Origin of the sequence: Microbacterium sp. 22215 (assembly GCF_052045655.1) — a bacterium.
Classification (GTDB): Bacteria; Actinomycetota; Actinomycetes; order Actinomycetales; family Microbacteriaceae; genus Microbacterium; species Microbacterium phyllosphaerae.
Genome location: NZ_JBQEPC010000001.1, coordinates 489,234 through 504,960, shown reverse-complemented (window position 1 = coordinate 504,960; position 15,727 = coordinate 489,234). Strand labels below are relative to the sequence as shown.

The 15,727-nt window shown below is 66.6% G+C and carries 13 protein-coding genes; 5 read left to right on the top strand and 8 right to left on the bottom strand.

Annotation, left to right across the window (positions count from 1 at the left end; genetic code table 11):
- Nucleotides 1–56: 56 nt before the first annotated feature.
- The 3 genes from ACTJKH_RS02590 to ACTJKH_RS02580 form a co-directional block, all read right to left on the bottom strand.
- On the bottom strand, nucleotides 57–1,877 hold the full coding sequence (locus tag ACTJKH_RS02590; protein WP_440735642.1) for a Na+/H+ antiporter: 1,821 nt from the start codon (nucleotides 1,875–1,877) through the stop codon (nucleotides 57–59).
- Between the two features lie 122 nt (nucleotides 1,878–1,999).
- Complete coding sequence (locus ACTJKH_RS02585; RefSeq protein ID WP_440735641.1) at nucleotides 2,000–3,811, bottom strand: ABC-F family ATP-binding cassette domain-containing protein; 1,812 nt, start codon at nucleotides 3,809–3,811, stop codon at nucleotides 2,000–2,002.
- A 109-nt stretch (nucleotides 3,812–3,920) separates the two neighbouring features.
- On the bottom strand, nucleotides 3,921–4,652 hold the full coding sequence (locus ACTJKH_RS02580) for an alpha/beta fold hydrolase (protein ID WP_440735640.1): 732 nt from the start codon (nucleotides 4,650–4,652) through the stop codon (nucleotides 3,921–3,923).
- Nucleotides 4,653–4,754: 102 nt separating this feature from the next.
- On the opposite strand from ACTJKH_RS02580, the gene ACTJKH_RS02575 reads away from it, so the two are divergent.
- The 5 genes from ACTJKH_RS02575 to ACTJKH_RS02555 all read left to right on the top strand — a co-directional run bounded on the left by ACTJKH_RS02575 (nucleotide 4,755) and on the right by ACTJKH_RS02555 (nucleotide 9,318).
- Nucleotides 4,755–6,158, top strand: a complete 1,404-nt coding sequence (locus ACTJKH_RS02575; RefSeq protein ID WP_440735639.1) for a DUF222 domain-containing protein — start codon at nucleotides 4,755–4,757, stop codon at nucleotides 6,156–6,158.
- Between the two features lie 158 nt (nucleotides 6,159–6,316).
- Nucleotides 6,317–6,943: a hypothetical protein gene (locus ACTJKH_RS02570; RefSeq protein ID WP_440735638.1), complete on the top strand. Its 627-nt coding sequence runs from the start codon at nucleotides 6,317–6,319 to the stop codon at nucleotides 6,941–6,943.
- Nucleotides 6,944–6,996: 53 nt separating this feature from the next.
- The gene (locus ACTJKH_RS02565; protein WP_440735637.1) at nucleotides 6,997–7,488 is read left to right on the top strand and encodes a hypothetical protein; all 492 of its coding nucleotides are present in this window, start codon (nucleotides 6,997–6,999) and stop codon (nucleotides 7,486–7,488) included.
- 23 nt (nucleotides 7,489–7,511) lie between these two features.
- A complete protein-coding gene (locus ACTJKH_RS02560; RefSeq protein WP_440735636.1) occupies nucleotides 7,512–8,306 on the top strand; it encodes a hypothetical protein in 795 nt (264 codons plus the stop codon).
- 181 nt (nucleotides 8,307–8,487) lie between these two features.
- Nucleotides 8,488–9,318: a hypothetical protein gene (locus ACTJKH_RS02555; RefSeq protein WP_440735635.1), complete on the top strand. Its 831-nt coding sequence runs from the start codon at nucleotides 8,488–8,490 to the stop codon at nucleotides 9,316–9,318.
- Between the two features lie 145 nt (nucleotides 9,319–9,463).
- Here the strand turns inward: ACTJKH_RS02555 and ACTJKH_RS02550 are convergent, their stop codons facing one another.
- The 5 genes from ACTJKH_RS02550 to ACTJKH_RS02530 all read right to left on the bottom strand — a co-directional run bounded on the left by ACTJKH_RS02550 (nucleotide 9,464) and on the right by ACTJKH_RS02530 (nucleotide 15,714).
- The gene (locus ACTJKH_RS02550; protein WP_210098498.1) at nucleotides 9,464–10,585 is read right to left on the bottom strand and encodes a substrate-binding domain-containing protein; all 1,122 of its coding nucleotides are present in this window, start codon (nucleotides 10,583–10,585) and stop codon (nucleotides 9,464–9,466) included.
- 60 nt (nucleotides 10,586–10,645) lie between these two features.
- Entirely contained in the window at nucleotides 10,646–12,004 is a 1,359-nt protein-coding gene (gene mmsB / locus ACTJKH_RS02545) for a multiple monosaccharide ABC transporter permease (RefSeq protein ID WP_440735634.1), read from the bottom strand.
- Nucleotides 12,001–13,521: a multiple monosaccharide ABC transporter ATP-binding protein gene (gene mmsA / locus ACTJKH_RS02540; protein ID WP_440735743.1), complete on the bottom strand. Its 1,521-nt coding sequence runs from the start codon at nucleotides 13,519–13,521 to the stop codon at nucleotides 12,001–12,003. The genes mmsB and mmsA overlap by 4 nt, the downstream gene beginning before the upstream one ends.
- 155 nt (nucleotides 13,522–13,676) lie before the next feature.
- On the bottom strand, nucleotides 13,677–14,690 hold the full coding sequence (locus ACTJKH_RS02535) for a LacI family DNA-binding transcriptional regulator (protein ID WP_210098500.1): 1,014 nt from the start codon (nucleotides 14,688–14,690) through the stop codon (nucleotides 13,677–13,679).
- Between the two features lie 91 nt (nucleotides 14,691–14,781).
- Nucleotides 14,782–15,714 (bottom strand): 4-(cytidine 5'-diphospho)-2-C-methyl-D-erythritol kinase, encoded by a 933-nt coding sequence (locus ACTJKH_RS02530; RefSeq protein WP_440735633.1) that lies wholly within the window; start codon nucleotides 15,712–15,714, stop codon nucleotides 14,782–14,784.
- Nucleotides 15,715–15,727: the final 13 nt, after the last annotated feature.

Genomic DNA, 15,727 nt, shown 5'->3' with positions numbered 1-15,727 from the left:
CGTTAGGCAGCCCGATGCCGCTCGTGACAATCGAGTGTCACAGAGCGTCACAGCTCTCAGTCGTAGTCTTCGATGCCCTGCAGCCGCACCTGCTCGAGATCGAGCCGCGCCGAGATGCGCCGCACGACGAGATCGTCGACCGTGCCTTCCCGACGCAGCCCCAGCAGCACTTCGCGCTTGCGATCGATGAGCGCGAGCTTCAGCCGGGTGTGCTCCTCGTGCCGCAGCAGCGGCGAGCGCTGCATGACGTCGACGTCGGCCGACGTGGCGAGCATCTGCAGGGTCCTGACCTCGCCGTCCGCGCCCTCGCCGTCGGCACCGATGCGGGTCGCGTCCGGCAGTCGCAGCATCGTCTGCGCAGCATCCGATCCACCGCCATCCGATCCGCCGTCGCCTGCCGCCTCCGACATCGTGTTCCCGCTGCCGAGCGGATCCGGCTCGTCGAGCAGCACGTCCAGTGCCTGAGCCTCAGCGTCGACGATGGCCTGCTCTCGGGCCAGAGCGCGGGCGTTCGAGAACTCGAGCATCTGGTAGCCCTCGGCGCGCACCTTGTCGCGGATCTCCTGTCCGACGCCGTGCTCTGCCGCGAGGTCGTCGAGAGCGGCGAGTGCCGCACCCGAGATCGTGCGCTCGGCGAGCTCGTACTCCTCGTCTTCGACGTGGTCGACCGGGAATCGCGCCCATCGCACGATCGCGGGCAGCAGCGGACCCTGCACGAGCAGGCTCAGCATGATCACGCCCGCGGTGACGAAGACGATCTCGTCTCGGCCGGCGATCTCGCCCTCGGTCGCGCTCGCGGCGGGAACCGACAGGGCGATCGCGAGCGACACCGCTCCCCTCATTCCTGCGACGGTCGACACCGCCATCGAGCGCGCCCGCGCTCCAGGAGACGGTCGCGCGCCCGTCCTGCGCTGGAACGGCATGTTCATGAGCTGGAACAGGTAGCGCACGACCAGCAGCGTCACCCAGACGCCGAGGGTGATGAGCACAAGGCGTCCGATCGCGGCGGCCGAGATCTCGTGCGCGACGAACTGCACCTCCAACCCGATCAGCACGAACAGGGCTCCGTTGAGCAGGAAGACACCGAACGGCCAGGCCGCGTCGGCTTGTCTCCGGGACGATGCCGTGGTCACGCGCGGCGACACGTACGCGACGATGAGACCCGCGACCACCACGGCGAGGACGCCGGACGCGTGCACGATCTCGGCGAGCAGGAACGCCGAGAACGGGATGAGCAGCAGCGTCACGTTGATGACGATCGTCGACGACGTGCGACGCAGCAGCAGGTAGCCGAGCGCCGCGACGACGACACCGGCCGCGATGCCTCCGATGTACGAGGTGAGCACAGACATCGTCACCGAGAGCGGCGTGATGTTGCCGCCGAGTGCCAGCGACACGGCGATCGCGTACAGCACCAGAGCGGTGCCGTCGTTCGTCAGGCTCTCGGCCTTGAGCTTCATGAACATGCGCCTCGGCAGCAGCCGGCCGAGCGCGGCGACGGCCGTCGCATCCGGCGGAGCGACCGCGGCACCCAGGATCAGCGCGGTCTCCCACGGCATCCCGAACAGCAGCCCCACGCCTGCGACGGCGAACGCGGATGCCACGACGAGCACCGTGCTCATCGGCAGGATGTAGCGGAAGTCACGTCGGATCGAGCGCAGTGATGTCGTCAGGCTCTCCCAGAACAGCATCACGGGGAGGAACAGCAGCAGCACCGTCTCCGGGGGCAGCTGGATCTCGCGCAGCTGCGGCACGAAGCCGAGCAGCAGGCCGAAGATCACGAGCACGAGCGGCAGCGCCAACCGGACGCGCGGCGCGATCACCGTGCCCACGAGGATCGTGAGTCCGATCAGGACGGTGACCTCGAGTCCTTCCATCTGAACCTCCCGGGTACCGCAGGATCAAGCTGTGCGATCCCGGATGGCATCGAACCCCGCCCAGAGCACAGCGCATCGCACTGCCACCGTATTCCCACGAAGGCTAGATGGCGAGGGTCAGGTCAGTCGAGTTCCTCGGTCAGCTCGAACCAGCGGAGTTCGAGCTCCTCGATCTCGGCCTGCTGGTCACTGATCGCCTTCATCTTGTCGCCGAGGCCGGCGAAGTCCGACTGGTCGTGATCCGCGAGAGCGGTCTTCGCCTTGTCGACCTGCTGCGTGAGCTTCTGGATGCGACGCTCCAGCGACGCGACCTCCTTCTGCGCGGCGCGCAGGGCGGCGCCGTCGAGGCTGGGGGCCTTCTTCTCGGTGTTGACGGCGGTCTGCGACTTGCCCGGCGCCGAGGTCTGCAGCTGGCGCAGACGCAGATACTCGTCGACCCCTCCGGGGAGGTGTCGCAGGTGACCGTCGAGGATCGCGAACTGCTGATCCGTCACGCGCTCGAGGAAGTACCGGTCGTGGCTGACGACCAGCAGGGTTCCCGACCACGAGTCGAGCAGGTCCTCGATCGCCGCGAGCATGTCGGTGTCGAGATCGTTGGTCGGCTCGTCGAGGATCAGCACGTTCGGCTGGTCGAGGAGCACGAGCAGCAGCTGGAGTCGACGCTGCTGCCCACCGGAGAGGTCCTTCACCGGCGTGGAGAGCTGCGCGGAGTCGAAGCCCAGGCGCTCGAGCAGCTGCCCGGGGGTGAGCTCCTGCGCCTTGGATCCTGCACCCATCGTGTAGGACGTGCGCAGACGCGAGATCACGACGCGCACCGGCTCGCGCCGCACGTCCTCGAGTTCGTCGAGGCGCTGGGTGAGGGTCTTGACCTTCACGGTCGTGCCGCGCTTCACGCGGCCGACGGTGGGCTCGACCGTGCCCGAGATGAGCCCGAGCAGCGTCGACTTGCCGGCACCGTTGACGCCGAGGATTCCGGTGCGCTCGCCCGGCGCGATGCGCCACTCGACGTCACGGAGCACCTCTCGCGTGCCGCCGTCGGCGGTGGGGTACGTCACTCCGACGTCGAGCAGGTCGACGACGTCCTTACCGAGGCGCGAGACGGCGAGAGACTGCAGCGAGATCTTGTCGCGGATCTCCGGCACGTCGGCGATGAGCTCGTTGGCCGCGTCGATGCGGAACTTCGGCTTCGCGGTTCGGGCCGGGGCGCCTCGTCGGAGCCAGGCGAGCTCCTTCTTGGCGAGGTTCTGACGCTTGGCCTCGGTGGCGGCCGCCATCCGGTCGCGCTCGACGCGCTGCAGGATGTAGGCCGCGTAGCCACCCTCGAAGGGCTCGACGATCCGGTCGTGCACCTCCCAGGTCTCGGTGCAGATCTCGTCGAGGAACCACCGGTCGTGCGTCACGACCATGAGTGCTCCGGAGTTCGCGCTCCACCGCTTCTTGAGGTGACCGGCGAGCCAGGTGATGGCCTCGACGTCGAGGTGGTTGGTGGGCTCGTCGAGGGCGATGACGTCCCAGTCGCCGGTGAGCAGCTTGGCGAGCGAGACACGACGACGCTGGCCACCGCTGAGCGAGCCGATCTCGGCATCCCACGGGAGGTCTTTCAGCAGACCCTCGATCACGTCGCGGATGCGGGGATCGCCGGCCCACTCGTATTCAGGGGTGTCGCCGACGACCGCTGCGCTGATGGTGAGGTCGTCGCTGAGCGTGTCCGCCTGGTCGAGGACGCCGATGGTCGTGCCGCCGCGCACGGTCACCCGACCGGAGTTCGGCTCCTTGATGCCGGCCAGCATGCCCAGCAGACTCGACTTTCCGTCGCCGTTGCGGCCGACGATGCCGATGCGGTCACCTTCTTCGATGCCGAGGGTCACGGAGTCGAAGACGACCCTCGTCGGATATTCGAGGTGAAGGGCTTCTGCCCCGAGAAGATGTGCCATGTTGCATCCCAGGGTAGTCGGGCATGCTGTACGGCTCGGTCAGGCGGAGGCTGCACCGCATCTGTCACGTCAGCCGAACACCGGTCGCGTCATCCGACGAGTCGTCGCGTCAGCCGAAGAGTTCGGGGACCGACGCGAGGAACTCGTCGAAATGGCTGTACCAGACCGTGTGCGCGGCGCCGGAGATGCTCCGCACGTCGATGCCGTGCCGCGCGAACCGTTCTGCATCGGCGTCGCTCACCCACGTGCTCGGGTCTGCACGGACGACGATCGAGACCGCATCCGGAAGCCACACATGATCGGCTCCGCACGAGACGGATGCCATCGTCGCCGGGTCGAACCGCGACGCGGCGCGTGCCTCGACCGCCGCGTCCGTGTCGGAGTAGTAGGACCGGGAGGCGCGCAGGCTCTCCGCCGACGATCGGGCATGTCGGTCGTCGGCGTACTGCGCGGCGAGGCGCGCGCGGTCGTGACCACCGATCAGCCTGAGCGACGCGTCGACGTAGACGGCGACCTCCGGGCGGAGCTCGCTGGCTGCCGCTGCGAGGACGCTCGCGCCGTAGGAGTGTCCGATGGCTGCGACCGGATGCCCGCTAGAGAGTTTCTGCACGGTCTCGACGACGGAGGCCGCGGCCTGCTCGATGGTGAGGTCGGGGTCTCGCGGCGACAGGCCGTGACCAGGCAGGTCGAGTGCGAGCACACGGTATCCCCGAGCTGTGAGACGCGGGATCACACGCCACCAGCTCTCGGATGATCCAATCATTCCGTGGAGCAGGACCACGGTGGTCGCGCCTGCATCCGTGACGGCGTCGGCCGGTGCATCGATCGCATGGAGGAGCATCCCGTCAGTGTGGCACGAGCCGTTATCGATTCGTGACCATGTCCGCATCGGAATAACTCGAAGCTTAGTTCGAATGTCGGTGGTTGCTGATCTACTTATTGCATGACAGCACTGCTCGACGCGACGGACTCCCAGATGGCGACACTCGCCGATCTGGTGACGTCGCTGCAGATCGCGGAGGCGACGCTGAGCAGCATGATGGCTGCTCGCGACGGTCTTCTCGCGATCGCGGCACGACTGGCGATCGACATCGCGAAACAGGGCGACCATCCCGACCGCGGCGACCACTCGATCCGCACCATCGCAGCCGAGATCGCCACGGTGCAGCACGTCAGCGATCGCACCATCGAGCGACGGATGGCAGCGGCGGGGATGCTGGTCGACCTCTTCCCGACCGTCTGGGAGGCACAGGGGCAGGGTCGCATAGGCGCCGCGCACTCCCGAGTCATCGTCGATGCGGGCTCGCACATCGAATCGCCCGCTGCCCGTGAGGCGTACGCGGCGATCATGCTGCCCCTGGCCGAGGCGGAGTCACCCAACCGGCTGCGCGCGCTGGCGCGTCGGGTCGCCGAGAGATTCGCTGCCACGACCGTGACGGAGCGGCACCGCAAGGCGCGCGCTCAGCGGCGCGTCTGGGTGACCGACGGCGAAGACGGGATGGCCGCGCTGCACGCGCACGCCCCCGCGGCCCTGATCCACGGCATGTTCGACCGCCTCTCGCAGATGGCGCACGCGCTGCGCGAAGAGACTCTTCGCGCGAAGCGGGAGGCGAAGCGAGACGGGCGGGAGTTCGACGCCGACGATCGCACGGTCGACGAGATCCGCGTCGATCTGCTCACCGACCTGGTGCTCAGCGGTGCACCGAGCGGTCACGACACCGAAGACGGGCTGTTCTCCGAGATCACGGCGCGTATCGAGGTCACTGTGCCGGTGACGACCCTGATGGAGGATGACGACTCTGACCGCGCGGATGGCGCCGACGGTGGGTCCGACGCAGGCTATGCGGGCGATGCGCCGGGCGACCCGCCGTCAACCGACGAAGCCCACATGAGTCCGCCCGCTGAACTCGACGGCGTGATCCCCATCGACACAGATACCGCCCGAAAGCTGGCTGGTATCGCGACGGGGTGGGATCGGGTGTTGACGCATCCGATCAGCGGTCGGGTTCTCGCGGTCGACCGATACCGCCCGAGCAAACACCTGCGACGACATCTACGAGCGAGAGATCAGCGATGTCGATTCCCCGGCTGCGGGATCGCGGCGCGCAAGTGCGACCTCGACCACAATCACGCGGCCTCCGCGGACGGAGCGACCTGCGAGACGAACCTCGCCTCATTCTGTCGGCGGCACCACGTTCTGAAGCACAACTCCCCCTGGCACGTCGAACAGAAGCCCGGTGGAGTCATCGAATGGACGAGCCCGACCGGCCGCACCTACAGAGACACTCCCCCTGCACCGAACACGGTCACCTTCACCGAGTCGGATGCCGTGCGCGCGCCGTTCTGACGGTCGGGGTGCGGCTGTAAGACGATCGAGGCGCAGCTGCGCGCGTGGACGTGTGGAACTGTGGATAACGCCGACGCGGCACGCAGTGGTTTCATTACGGTGGCGCGGTGACTCCTCCTCAACCTCCTCTCCCTTCTACGCGCTCGCGGCTCGCTTCTGTGCTCGGCATCTTCCTCATGACCAGCGTTTTCGTCGGCTGCGCGCCGGCCACGACTGATGCTCCGGCACGCAGCGCTCGCCCCGTTGAAGAGCGGGAATCCGGCACAGCCGAAGAGGTATACCGGTCTTACATCGACGCCTCGAATGCAATCGACTTCGCGGACCCCGCGACGTTCACCCCTGCGGCAGAGTTCACAAGTGAGGGGCTGTACGCAAGCCTGTCGGAGTCGTGGAGATTCCGGCATGACCAGAAGCAGGTCGTCGACGGGAACGTCGTGGTTAAGTACTTCGAGGTCGTGACACCGAGTTCCGATCCGAGCGTCGAGGCCATAGCCTGCCTCGACGTGTCCGACCTCACGATGGTCGATCGCTACGGTGAATCGGAGTTCCCAGAGGACTCGCCGGACTTCCTTGTCGCGTATCTGGGGTTCATATCGGTCCATGGCGAGCTACTCCTCGACAGTCAGATGCTGGAACCCGCCTCGCGATGCCGTAGCTCAGAACCGAAGCACACACTGATCGCCCCGTCGCCAGGGGTTCCTGCAGATCCGGCCGCTGACCGCGCCAAGCGAGAGCAGGCCGCAAGTTGCGCCTCCTGCCCCGACCTCACGAGCTGCGGGTGCTGAGCGTGCGCGGTAGAAAGAACCTCGCAGTCGGTGCGTACGTAGTGTCCACGCTGATGGTGCTCGGAACGGCGCAGCTCGTCGGATGCGCGCCCGAACCGGCGCCGGCCCCCTCGCCGACGCCTGCATTCGCCAGCGAGGACGAGGCGTTCGCCGCCGCGGAGGAGGTGTACCGGGCTTACAACGATGCTGGCAACGCGCGGCGGGCTGAGTCGAGGGATGCGGATCCGCAGCGCTACCTGACTGGGGTGGCCCTCGAAAGCGACTTGGACGCGGAACGCTACTTCGAAGAACACCACCTCCACATTCTCGGAGAAGCAATGATTGATGGATTTCGAGGCGAGTCCGCCAACTTGAGCGACAGCCCCATCGAGGTCGTTGCACGTGTCTGCATCAACGTCAAGAACACCCGTGTGGTCGACGACAAGGGCGATGACGTTACCCCGGCCGATCGGCCCGCGCGGCTGCCGCTAGAAGTGACGTTTGTGGGCTCGAAGGACACCTTGCTGATCGCCGACTCGGTCTTGATCGAAGGAGAAGAATGCTAGTCGCCACGCTAGTCACATTCGGGATGATGCTCGTGCCCGCGATCTCGGGTGCCGCGACGTCATCCTGTGATTCTCAGTGGGCTGCAGGGGGCCTTTGCGGATCGACCAACGGCTCGACCCTGACCGTCTCCGGCACGCGACAACAGCCCGGCGCCAAACCCAAGACGAACGCACCACGAGGCGACGGCGGCCCCGACACGTCGACGACACCCGCCGGACCGAGCAAGCGAGCGCTGGAACTCGCGGCCTGTATGGACGACGCGGGAACGACCCGGTGCGCACCACAACCGGGTCGACCCGTTCCCGAGGCGACCACTCCCCCGACACCGGGCACGCCGACGATCACGATCAGCGACCTGGCGAAGTTCGCCCCCGCGCCCGTTCGCGCGGAATCCGAACCGGGCAATGTCGGGGTCGCCGGGATGCCGACGAACTTCGTCGCCAGCGCGACGACCCAGATACAGAGCGGCGCACTCTTCGGCATCCCGCTGCGGGTCCGTTTCACCCCCGCCGGCTACGACTACACCTACGGCGATGGCGACTCAGCGACGGTGACCCGTCCCGGGCAGACGTGGGCGGCACTGGACCAGGCCCAGTTCACCCCGACTCCCACGAGCCACGTCTACGAGGAGACAGGTGTGTACTTGGCCGAAGTCGATGTCCGCTACGCCGCCGAGATCGATCTCGGCGACGGCTGGCTGCCTGTCGACGGGCAGCTCACGACCGACGGACCCGACCAGGAGATCCGGATCCTCGAAGCGCACACCGCGCTCGTCGCACATACCTGTCTCGAGAAACCCACCGGCGTCGGCTGCTGAAGAACGCATCACAGCAGCACGCCAACAAGAAGGAGCTCCTCGAGAGGCAGCCGCCGACCGACCCCCTCCGGCTTAAACTAGACAGGTGCCATGGAGTCGCCGGGTGTTCACGCTCTCACTAGCCGACCGCAGGGCAAAGCTGGTGCAGTCGAGAAGGCGACCCGGTCGCTTCGAGCTCAGTGTGGATGGAGTTGCGCAGTCCGTCGTCTCGATCACCGAACCCACCGCCCTCGAGTACAGCTACACCCAACACATCGCCCGCGCAATGGATGCCGCCGCCGAGCCTGGTGCGCCGCTGTTCACCGTGCATCTGGGGGCCGGAGCACTCACGCTGGCACGCTACGTACAGGCGACGCGCGCCGGATCACCTCAGTTGGTGGTGGAGTTCGAACCCGCGCTCTACGCCGCCGTCATCGACGCGCTGCCATTGCCTCCCGGCTCCGACATACGAGTCATCTTCGGCGACGCTCGGACGGTCGCAGACGCGGCGCTCCCGAATGAGAAGCCATCGCCGGTGCAGTCATCTCCGTCCCCCGGACTCGACGACGCAGCGAGTGGTCCCACCGCAGCCGACACCGATTGGGTGGATGCGTTCTTCACCGTCGTCGATCTCTGGGATGCCGCTGTCATCCGGCATCGTGTGGCCAGCCAGGAATTCTACCGCCGGGTCGCCGCGCGCTCTGCAGCAGCGGGCGTGGTCGCCGTGAACCTGCTCGACGGGCATCCGTTCGAATACTCACGACGACAGGCCGCCACCCTGAGCACCGTGTTCGATCACGTCGCTGTCGTGCTCGACGCAGAGCCGGACGATACGGAAGGGCCGCTCGGCAACGTCGTCATTTTCGCGAGCGATGAGCCGCTGGACCACGTGAGGGCCTCCGTACTCCTCGACACACCGCGACCACATCTCCTCCACGACGCCCCTCTGACGTCGTGGATCGCTGAAGCGCGCATCATGACCGACGCCGACGGCACAGACTCTCCCGACCCCGACGACCCGATCTGGGGGTAGCGCACGGCGTGCGGAAAGCTTCCGACAGCACGTTCGCTTCCCGCCAGCGGCTCACCCGCGCGCGGTGTGGCAGTCGACCCGACTCAGCGAAGAGCCGCCCGGACCCGAAGGTCCGGACGGCTCGTCGCTGTTCGAGCGGAAGCGCTTACTGGTACGACTTCACGATCTCGAGGAGGCTCGGCACGTTGGCGTAAGCTTCGGCCGCGTTCTCCTTGGTGACGATGATCGGGTCGAGCAGGTATGCCGGAACGACCTTGGCACCGTTGTCGTAGGACTCGGTGTCGTTGACGTCGACCTCGTCGCCCTTCTGGAGCTGGCCGACCATCTTGATCGACTGCTCGACGAGCAGCGCGGTGTCCTTGTTGATCGTGGAGTACTGGATGCCCTCCATGATCGACTTCACCGACTCGACCTCGGAGTCCTGACCCGTGACGACCGGAACCGGCTTGCCGGCCTGCTGCACCGAGGTGATGATGGCGCGAGCAAGGGTGTCGTTCGGGGACAGAACGCCGTCGATCACGGTGTCACCGCTGTACGACGAGGTGAGGATCGTGTCCATGCGGTTCTGCGCGTTCTCGGGAAGCCAGCCCTCGGTCGCGGTCTGCGCGATCTCGGTCTGACCGGAGACGACCTTCAGGGTGCCGTCGTCGATCTTCGGCTTCAGCACGTCCATGGCGCCGTCGAAGAAGACCTTCGAGTTGGCGTCATCGGGCGAGCCCGAGAAGAGCTCGATGTTGTACGGAGCCTCGTGACCCGCACGCTCGGCGAGGCCGTCGAGCAGAGCCTGGCCCTGCAGCTGACCGACCTTGAAGTTGTCGAACGCGACGTAGTAGTCGACGGCCTCGGTGTTCTCGATGAGGCGGTCGTACGCGATCACGTATGCGCCGGCGTCCTTGGCCGCCTGCACCTGCGTGGCCAGCTGCTTGCCGTCCTTCGCGCCGATGATGATGACCTTGGCACCGTTCTGGACCATGGCCTGGATCTGGTTCTGCTGCTCGGCGACGGTGTTGCTCGCGGGAGCGTACTGGACGTCAGCCTTGAATCCGGCCTTCTCCAGTCCGTCGGTGAACAGCTGTCCGGCAAGGACCCAGTTCTCACTGGTCTTGTCGGGAAGAGCGACGCCGATCGAGGAGTCGGCTGCGAAGCCCGCTGCGGCCTCGTCGCCGGATCCCGTGTCGGTTCCGCCGCCACGCTCGGCCGAGCAGCCGGTGAGCGCGAAGGCAGCCGTCGCGACGAGCGCTGTCGCTGTGACGATGATCTTCTTCATGTGATCTCTTTCTGTGTGATGTGACGGATCCTGCGTGCGAGCACTGCGCGCAGAGCCCGCTTACTCGGCCCGCGTCTTGTCGACGGGTGGGGCTTGGTAAGTCCTGTTGGGTTCGAAGGTCGCGGTGGCCTCCGGGTCGCTCTTGCGACCCGAGCGACGGGTCATGAATCCGATGAGCGACGGACGACCCTGCTGCTTGTTCCAGACGTCGATGCCGACCGCGAGCAGGAGCACGAGGCCCTTGATCATCGAGACGACGTCGGCGCCCTGTCCGAGCAGTGCGAGGCCGTTGTTGAGGAAGGCCATGACGAGACCACCGATGATCGATCCGATCACGGTACCGATGCCACCGGCGACCGCGGCGCCACCGATGAACACCGAGGCGATGGCATCCAGCTCCCAGCCGGTGCCGTCGTTCGGTCCGGACGCCTGCGAGCGGGCCACGAAGATCATGCCCGCGAGAGCGGCCATCATCGACATGTTCATCATGACGAAGAAGTCGACCCAGCGGTCCTTGACACCCGACAGGCGAGCGGCCTGACGGTTGCCACCGACGGCGTAGATGTGACGACCGAACACGGTGTTGCGCGTGAGGAACGAGTAGATGATGACGAGCGCGAGCAGGATCAGACCCGGAACCGGGAAGCTCGTGCCGGGGCGTCCGGTCGCGAACATCCATGCGGCCACGAGGACGACCACGGAGAGCAGCACGACCTTGACGACACTGACCCACACGGGTGCGCTGTCGGAGCCCATCTTGTGCTGCACGCGACGGGTGCGGATCTCCCAGAAGATCAGCCATGCCACGGCGACGAGCGCGAGGATCATCGTCGGGACGTTGAACGGGAGGGGAAGCCCCACCTCCGGCAGGTAGCCCGTGCCGATGATCTGGAATCCCTTGGGCACCGGGATCGTCTGCGCGTCACCGATCCACTGCTGAGCCCCGCGGAAGAAGAGCATGCCGGCGAGCGTCACGATGAACGCGGGGACCCCGACGTAGGCGACCCAGAACCCCTGCCATGCACCCACCAGGGCGCCGACACCGAGACCCAGCAGGATCGCGAGCGGCCAGGGGAGGTTCCAGTCGGTCATCGACTTCGCCACGATGATGCCGGTGAACGCGGCAACCGAACCGACGGACAGGTCGATGTGACCCATGATGATCACCATCACCATGCCGATCGCGAGGATCAGGATGAACGAGTACTGGTTGATGACGTTGATCAGGTTGCCCGACGTCAGCGTGGCCCCGTTCGGACCGTTGCGCAGCAGCGTCAGGATCTCGAAGAGGACGATGATGACGATGAGGCTGCCCAGGATGCCGAACTGGCGCAGCGACGAGGTGCCGTTGCTTCCGAACATCTTGCGGATGTCGCCGAAGTGGAAGCCACGCTTCGTTGTCGTGAGGTCGGTGGTCATGCTGATGCTTTCTGGTTCGCGGAGGTCATGCTGCGCATGAGGGCCTCGGGTGTCGCCTGGTCGGCCGGGATGCAGTCGGTGACCCGACCTTCGAAGACGGTGTAGATGCGGTCGGAGATGCCGAGGAGCTCGGGCAGCTCGCTGGAGATCACGATGACGCCCTTGCCCTGGGAGGCGAGCTCGTTGATGATCGCGTAGATCTCGTACTTCGCTCCGACGTCGATGCCACGGGTGGGTTCGTCGAGGATCAGCAGATCGGGATCGGTGAACATCCACCGCGCCAGCACGACCTTCTGCTGGTTTCCGCCCGAGAGCTTGCCGACTCCCTCTTCGACGCTCGGCGTCTTGATGCGCAGCGCCTTGCGGTACTGCTCCGCGATCACGAACTCCTGCCGCTCGTCGACGACGCCTCGGCGCGAGATCTTCGAGAGCTTCGCCGCCACGACCGAGCGCTTGATCGTGTCGAGCAGGTTGAGCCCGAGCACCTTGCGGTCCTCGCTGACGTACGCGAGTCCGTGCTTGATCGCGGAGGAGACGTCGGGCATCGAGATCTCCTGTCCGTCCTTGAAGACCTGTCCGCCCAGGAAGGTGCCGTAGGAACGGCCGAAGAGGCTCATCATGAACTCGGTGCGACCGGCGCCCATGAGTCCGGCGATGCCGACGACCTCGCCGCGGCGCACGTTGAGGTTCGAGCCCTTGACGACCATGCGCTCGGAGACCGTGGGGTGCTGCACCCACCAGTCCTTGACCTCGAAGAACACTTCGCCGATCTCGGGGGTGCGGTCCGGGTAGCGGCTCTCGAGCGAGCGGCCGACCATGCCGCGGATGATGCGGTCCTCGTTGATCTCGCCACGAGAGATGTCGAGCGTCTCGACCGTGCGGCCGTCGCGGATGATCGTGATCTCGTCGGCGATCTGCTCGATCTCGTTGAGCTTGTGGCTGATCATGATCGACGCGATGCCCTTGGCCTTGAGGCCGAGGATCAGGTCGAGCAGGTGCTGCGAGTCGTTCTCGTTCAGCGCGGCAGTCGGCTCGTCGAGGATCAGCAGCTTGACGTCCTTGTTCAGGGCCTTGGCGATCTCGATCAGCTGCTGCTTGCCGACACCGAGGGTCTTGATCGCCACATCGGGGTCTTCGCGCAGACCGACGCGGGCCAGCAGCTCGACGGTGCGCTGACGCTGCGCGCGCCAGTCGATGCGCCCGAAGTGTCGGATCTCGTTGCCGAGGAAGATGTTCTCGGTGATCGAGAGCTCGGGGATCAGCGCGAGCTCCTGGTGGATGATCGCGATCCCGGCCTGCTCGCTGGCCGCGATGTCGCGGTAGCGCTGTTCCTCGCCGTAGAGCAGGATCTGCCCCTCGTAGGTGCCGTAGGGGTAGACGCCGGAGAGGACCTTCATCAGGGTCGACTTCCCCGCGCCGTTCTCCCCGCAGATGGCGTGGATCTCTCCTGCGCGGACAGTGATGGACACGTCGGACAGCGCTTTGACACCCGGGAACTCCTTGGTGATGCTGCGCATCTCCAGGATGGGGCCTGACACGACCGGCAACGTTGCTGTGGTGCTCACAAGATCTTCCTCGCGACGGGCGGTCACCTTCTATGTGACCGTTCACATTGGATTACATAGTCTACGCTCGCTGAGTCGGTGTCAAGACCACGAGCCAAATTGTGGCTCTATCGAGGTGCGGACGATTCCCTGGTGCGCAGGGTGGTCTGCAGCGGCCCGAACTCGGGCACCCGCTCTCCTCTGATCTGCGCGAGGAGCAGGCGCACGGCCCTGCGCCCGAGCTCGGGGAAGTCCTGATGCACCGTGCTCAGGGTCGGCGCGACATGGGCGGCGACCGGGATGTCGTCGAACCCGACGACGCTCACATCCTCCGGCACGCGGATGCCGGCGTCGCGGAACCCGTGCAGCAGTCCGATCGCCATCTGGTCGTTCGCGACGAACACGGCGGTGAAGTCGCGGCGGCGCGACAGTTCCTGCCCCGCGAAGTAGCCGAAGTCCGCCGTCCAGTCACCTCGGATGGGCGGGAAGGTCGGCAGGTCGGCCTCGCGCAGAGCATCCAGGTACCCGCGCATGCGAGACTCCGCCTCGATCCAGTCCTGCGGACCGGCGATGTGGATGATGTCGCTGTGCCCGAGACCGATCAGATGTTCGGTGGCCGTGCGCGCACCGGCGACCTGGTCGGCGGACAGGCTCACTCCGTCGGAGCCGGATGCCGTCTGCAGCGAGACGAACGGGATCTCGACCGCCATCCCGCGCAGCACGTGGAACGCCCGCACCTGCGGGGCCAGCACGACGATGCCGTCGACCTGCTCGCGGGCCAGCTGACGCAGAGCATTGCCGATGGCCTCCGGAGTCGTCGCCGAGAGATTCAGCGTCGAGACCGAATACCCCTCCTCGCGGGCGGCGTCCTCGATGCCGACGATCGACGATGTGGGACCGAACTCACCCACGGTCGCCGCCAGGATGCCGAGCATGTTCGACTTGCTCGTCACCAGCGCTCTGGCCGCGAGGTTGGGCCGATAGTCGAGCACTGCGATCGCGTCGAGGACCTTGGCCTTGGTCTCGGGGCGGATGCTGGGGTGGTCGTTCAGCACGCGCGAGACCGTCTGATGCGAGACGCCTGCGAGACGGGCGACGTCGCGGATGCTCGGCATCCGCGCGCGCTCAGAGGCGGTCGACATCACAGACCTCCTCGTATGTGCACGGTCACATCGTCTCTACATTATGTACGCCAGGCGCACCGAGCGCACGTCGAGCCGGTGCAGCGACCGCTCAGGAGATGATGCGCGCGCCCTGCACCGGGCCGTGCACGTGAAGCGACTCGAGGCCGTGCTCGCGCAGCAGCGACTGCACCTCCTGCGCACCCTCGGGACTCGCGCACAGCAGAGCGACCGTGGGACCGGAGCCCGACACGATGCCCTGGAGCGCTCCGGCGTGGATGCCGCGCAGGATGGTCGTCTCCAGTTCCGGGCGCTCGTACAGAGCGGCCTCCTGCAGATCGTTGTAGATGCTCTCGGCCAGCAGATCCGGGTCTCCCGAACGCAGCGCCTGGAGGACAGGCGCCGGCACTTCCAGGGAGAGGGGCGGATCATCGGCGAGAGCGCCCTCGTCGTCGCGCAGGGCGTCGAGCCGGGCATAGACCACCGGCGTCGAGAGCCCCTCATCGCTAGGGACGAGCACCCAGTCGAAGCGGCCGCGAGCGAGCGCCGGGTTCAGCTGGTCTCCCCTGCCGGTCCCCACCGCCGTGCCGCCGTGCAGCGCGAACGGCACGTCAGCGCCGAGACGCGCACCGAGCTCGTGCAGCCGTGCGGTCGAGAAACCGGTACCCCACAGCGCATCGCACGCGACGAGGGCCGCTGCGGCATCCGCCGAGCCTCCGCCCATGCCCCCGGCGACCGGCACGCTCTTGCGGATCTCGAGCGCGACCCCGCCCTCGTAGCCGGCAGCCGAGGCGAGCAGCTTCGCTGCCCGCATGGCGAGGTTCCGGTCGTCCAGCGGCACGGAGTCGAGATCGTCGACGCCCGACACCGTGATCGAGAAGTCGTCGGCATGCCGCGCGATCACGTCCTCGTAGAGAGACACCGCCTGGAAGACGGTCGCGAGCGCGTGATACCCGTCTTCGTGACGGCCGCCCACGCCGAGATAGACGTTGATCTTCCCGGGTGCGCGGACGTGCACGGAGTCGGCGGGGGCGGCGAAGCTCATCTGGGTCTTCCCG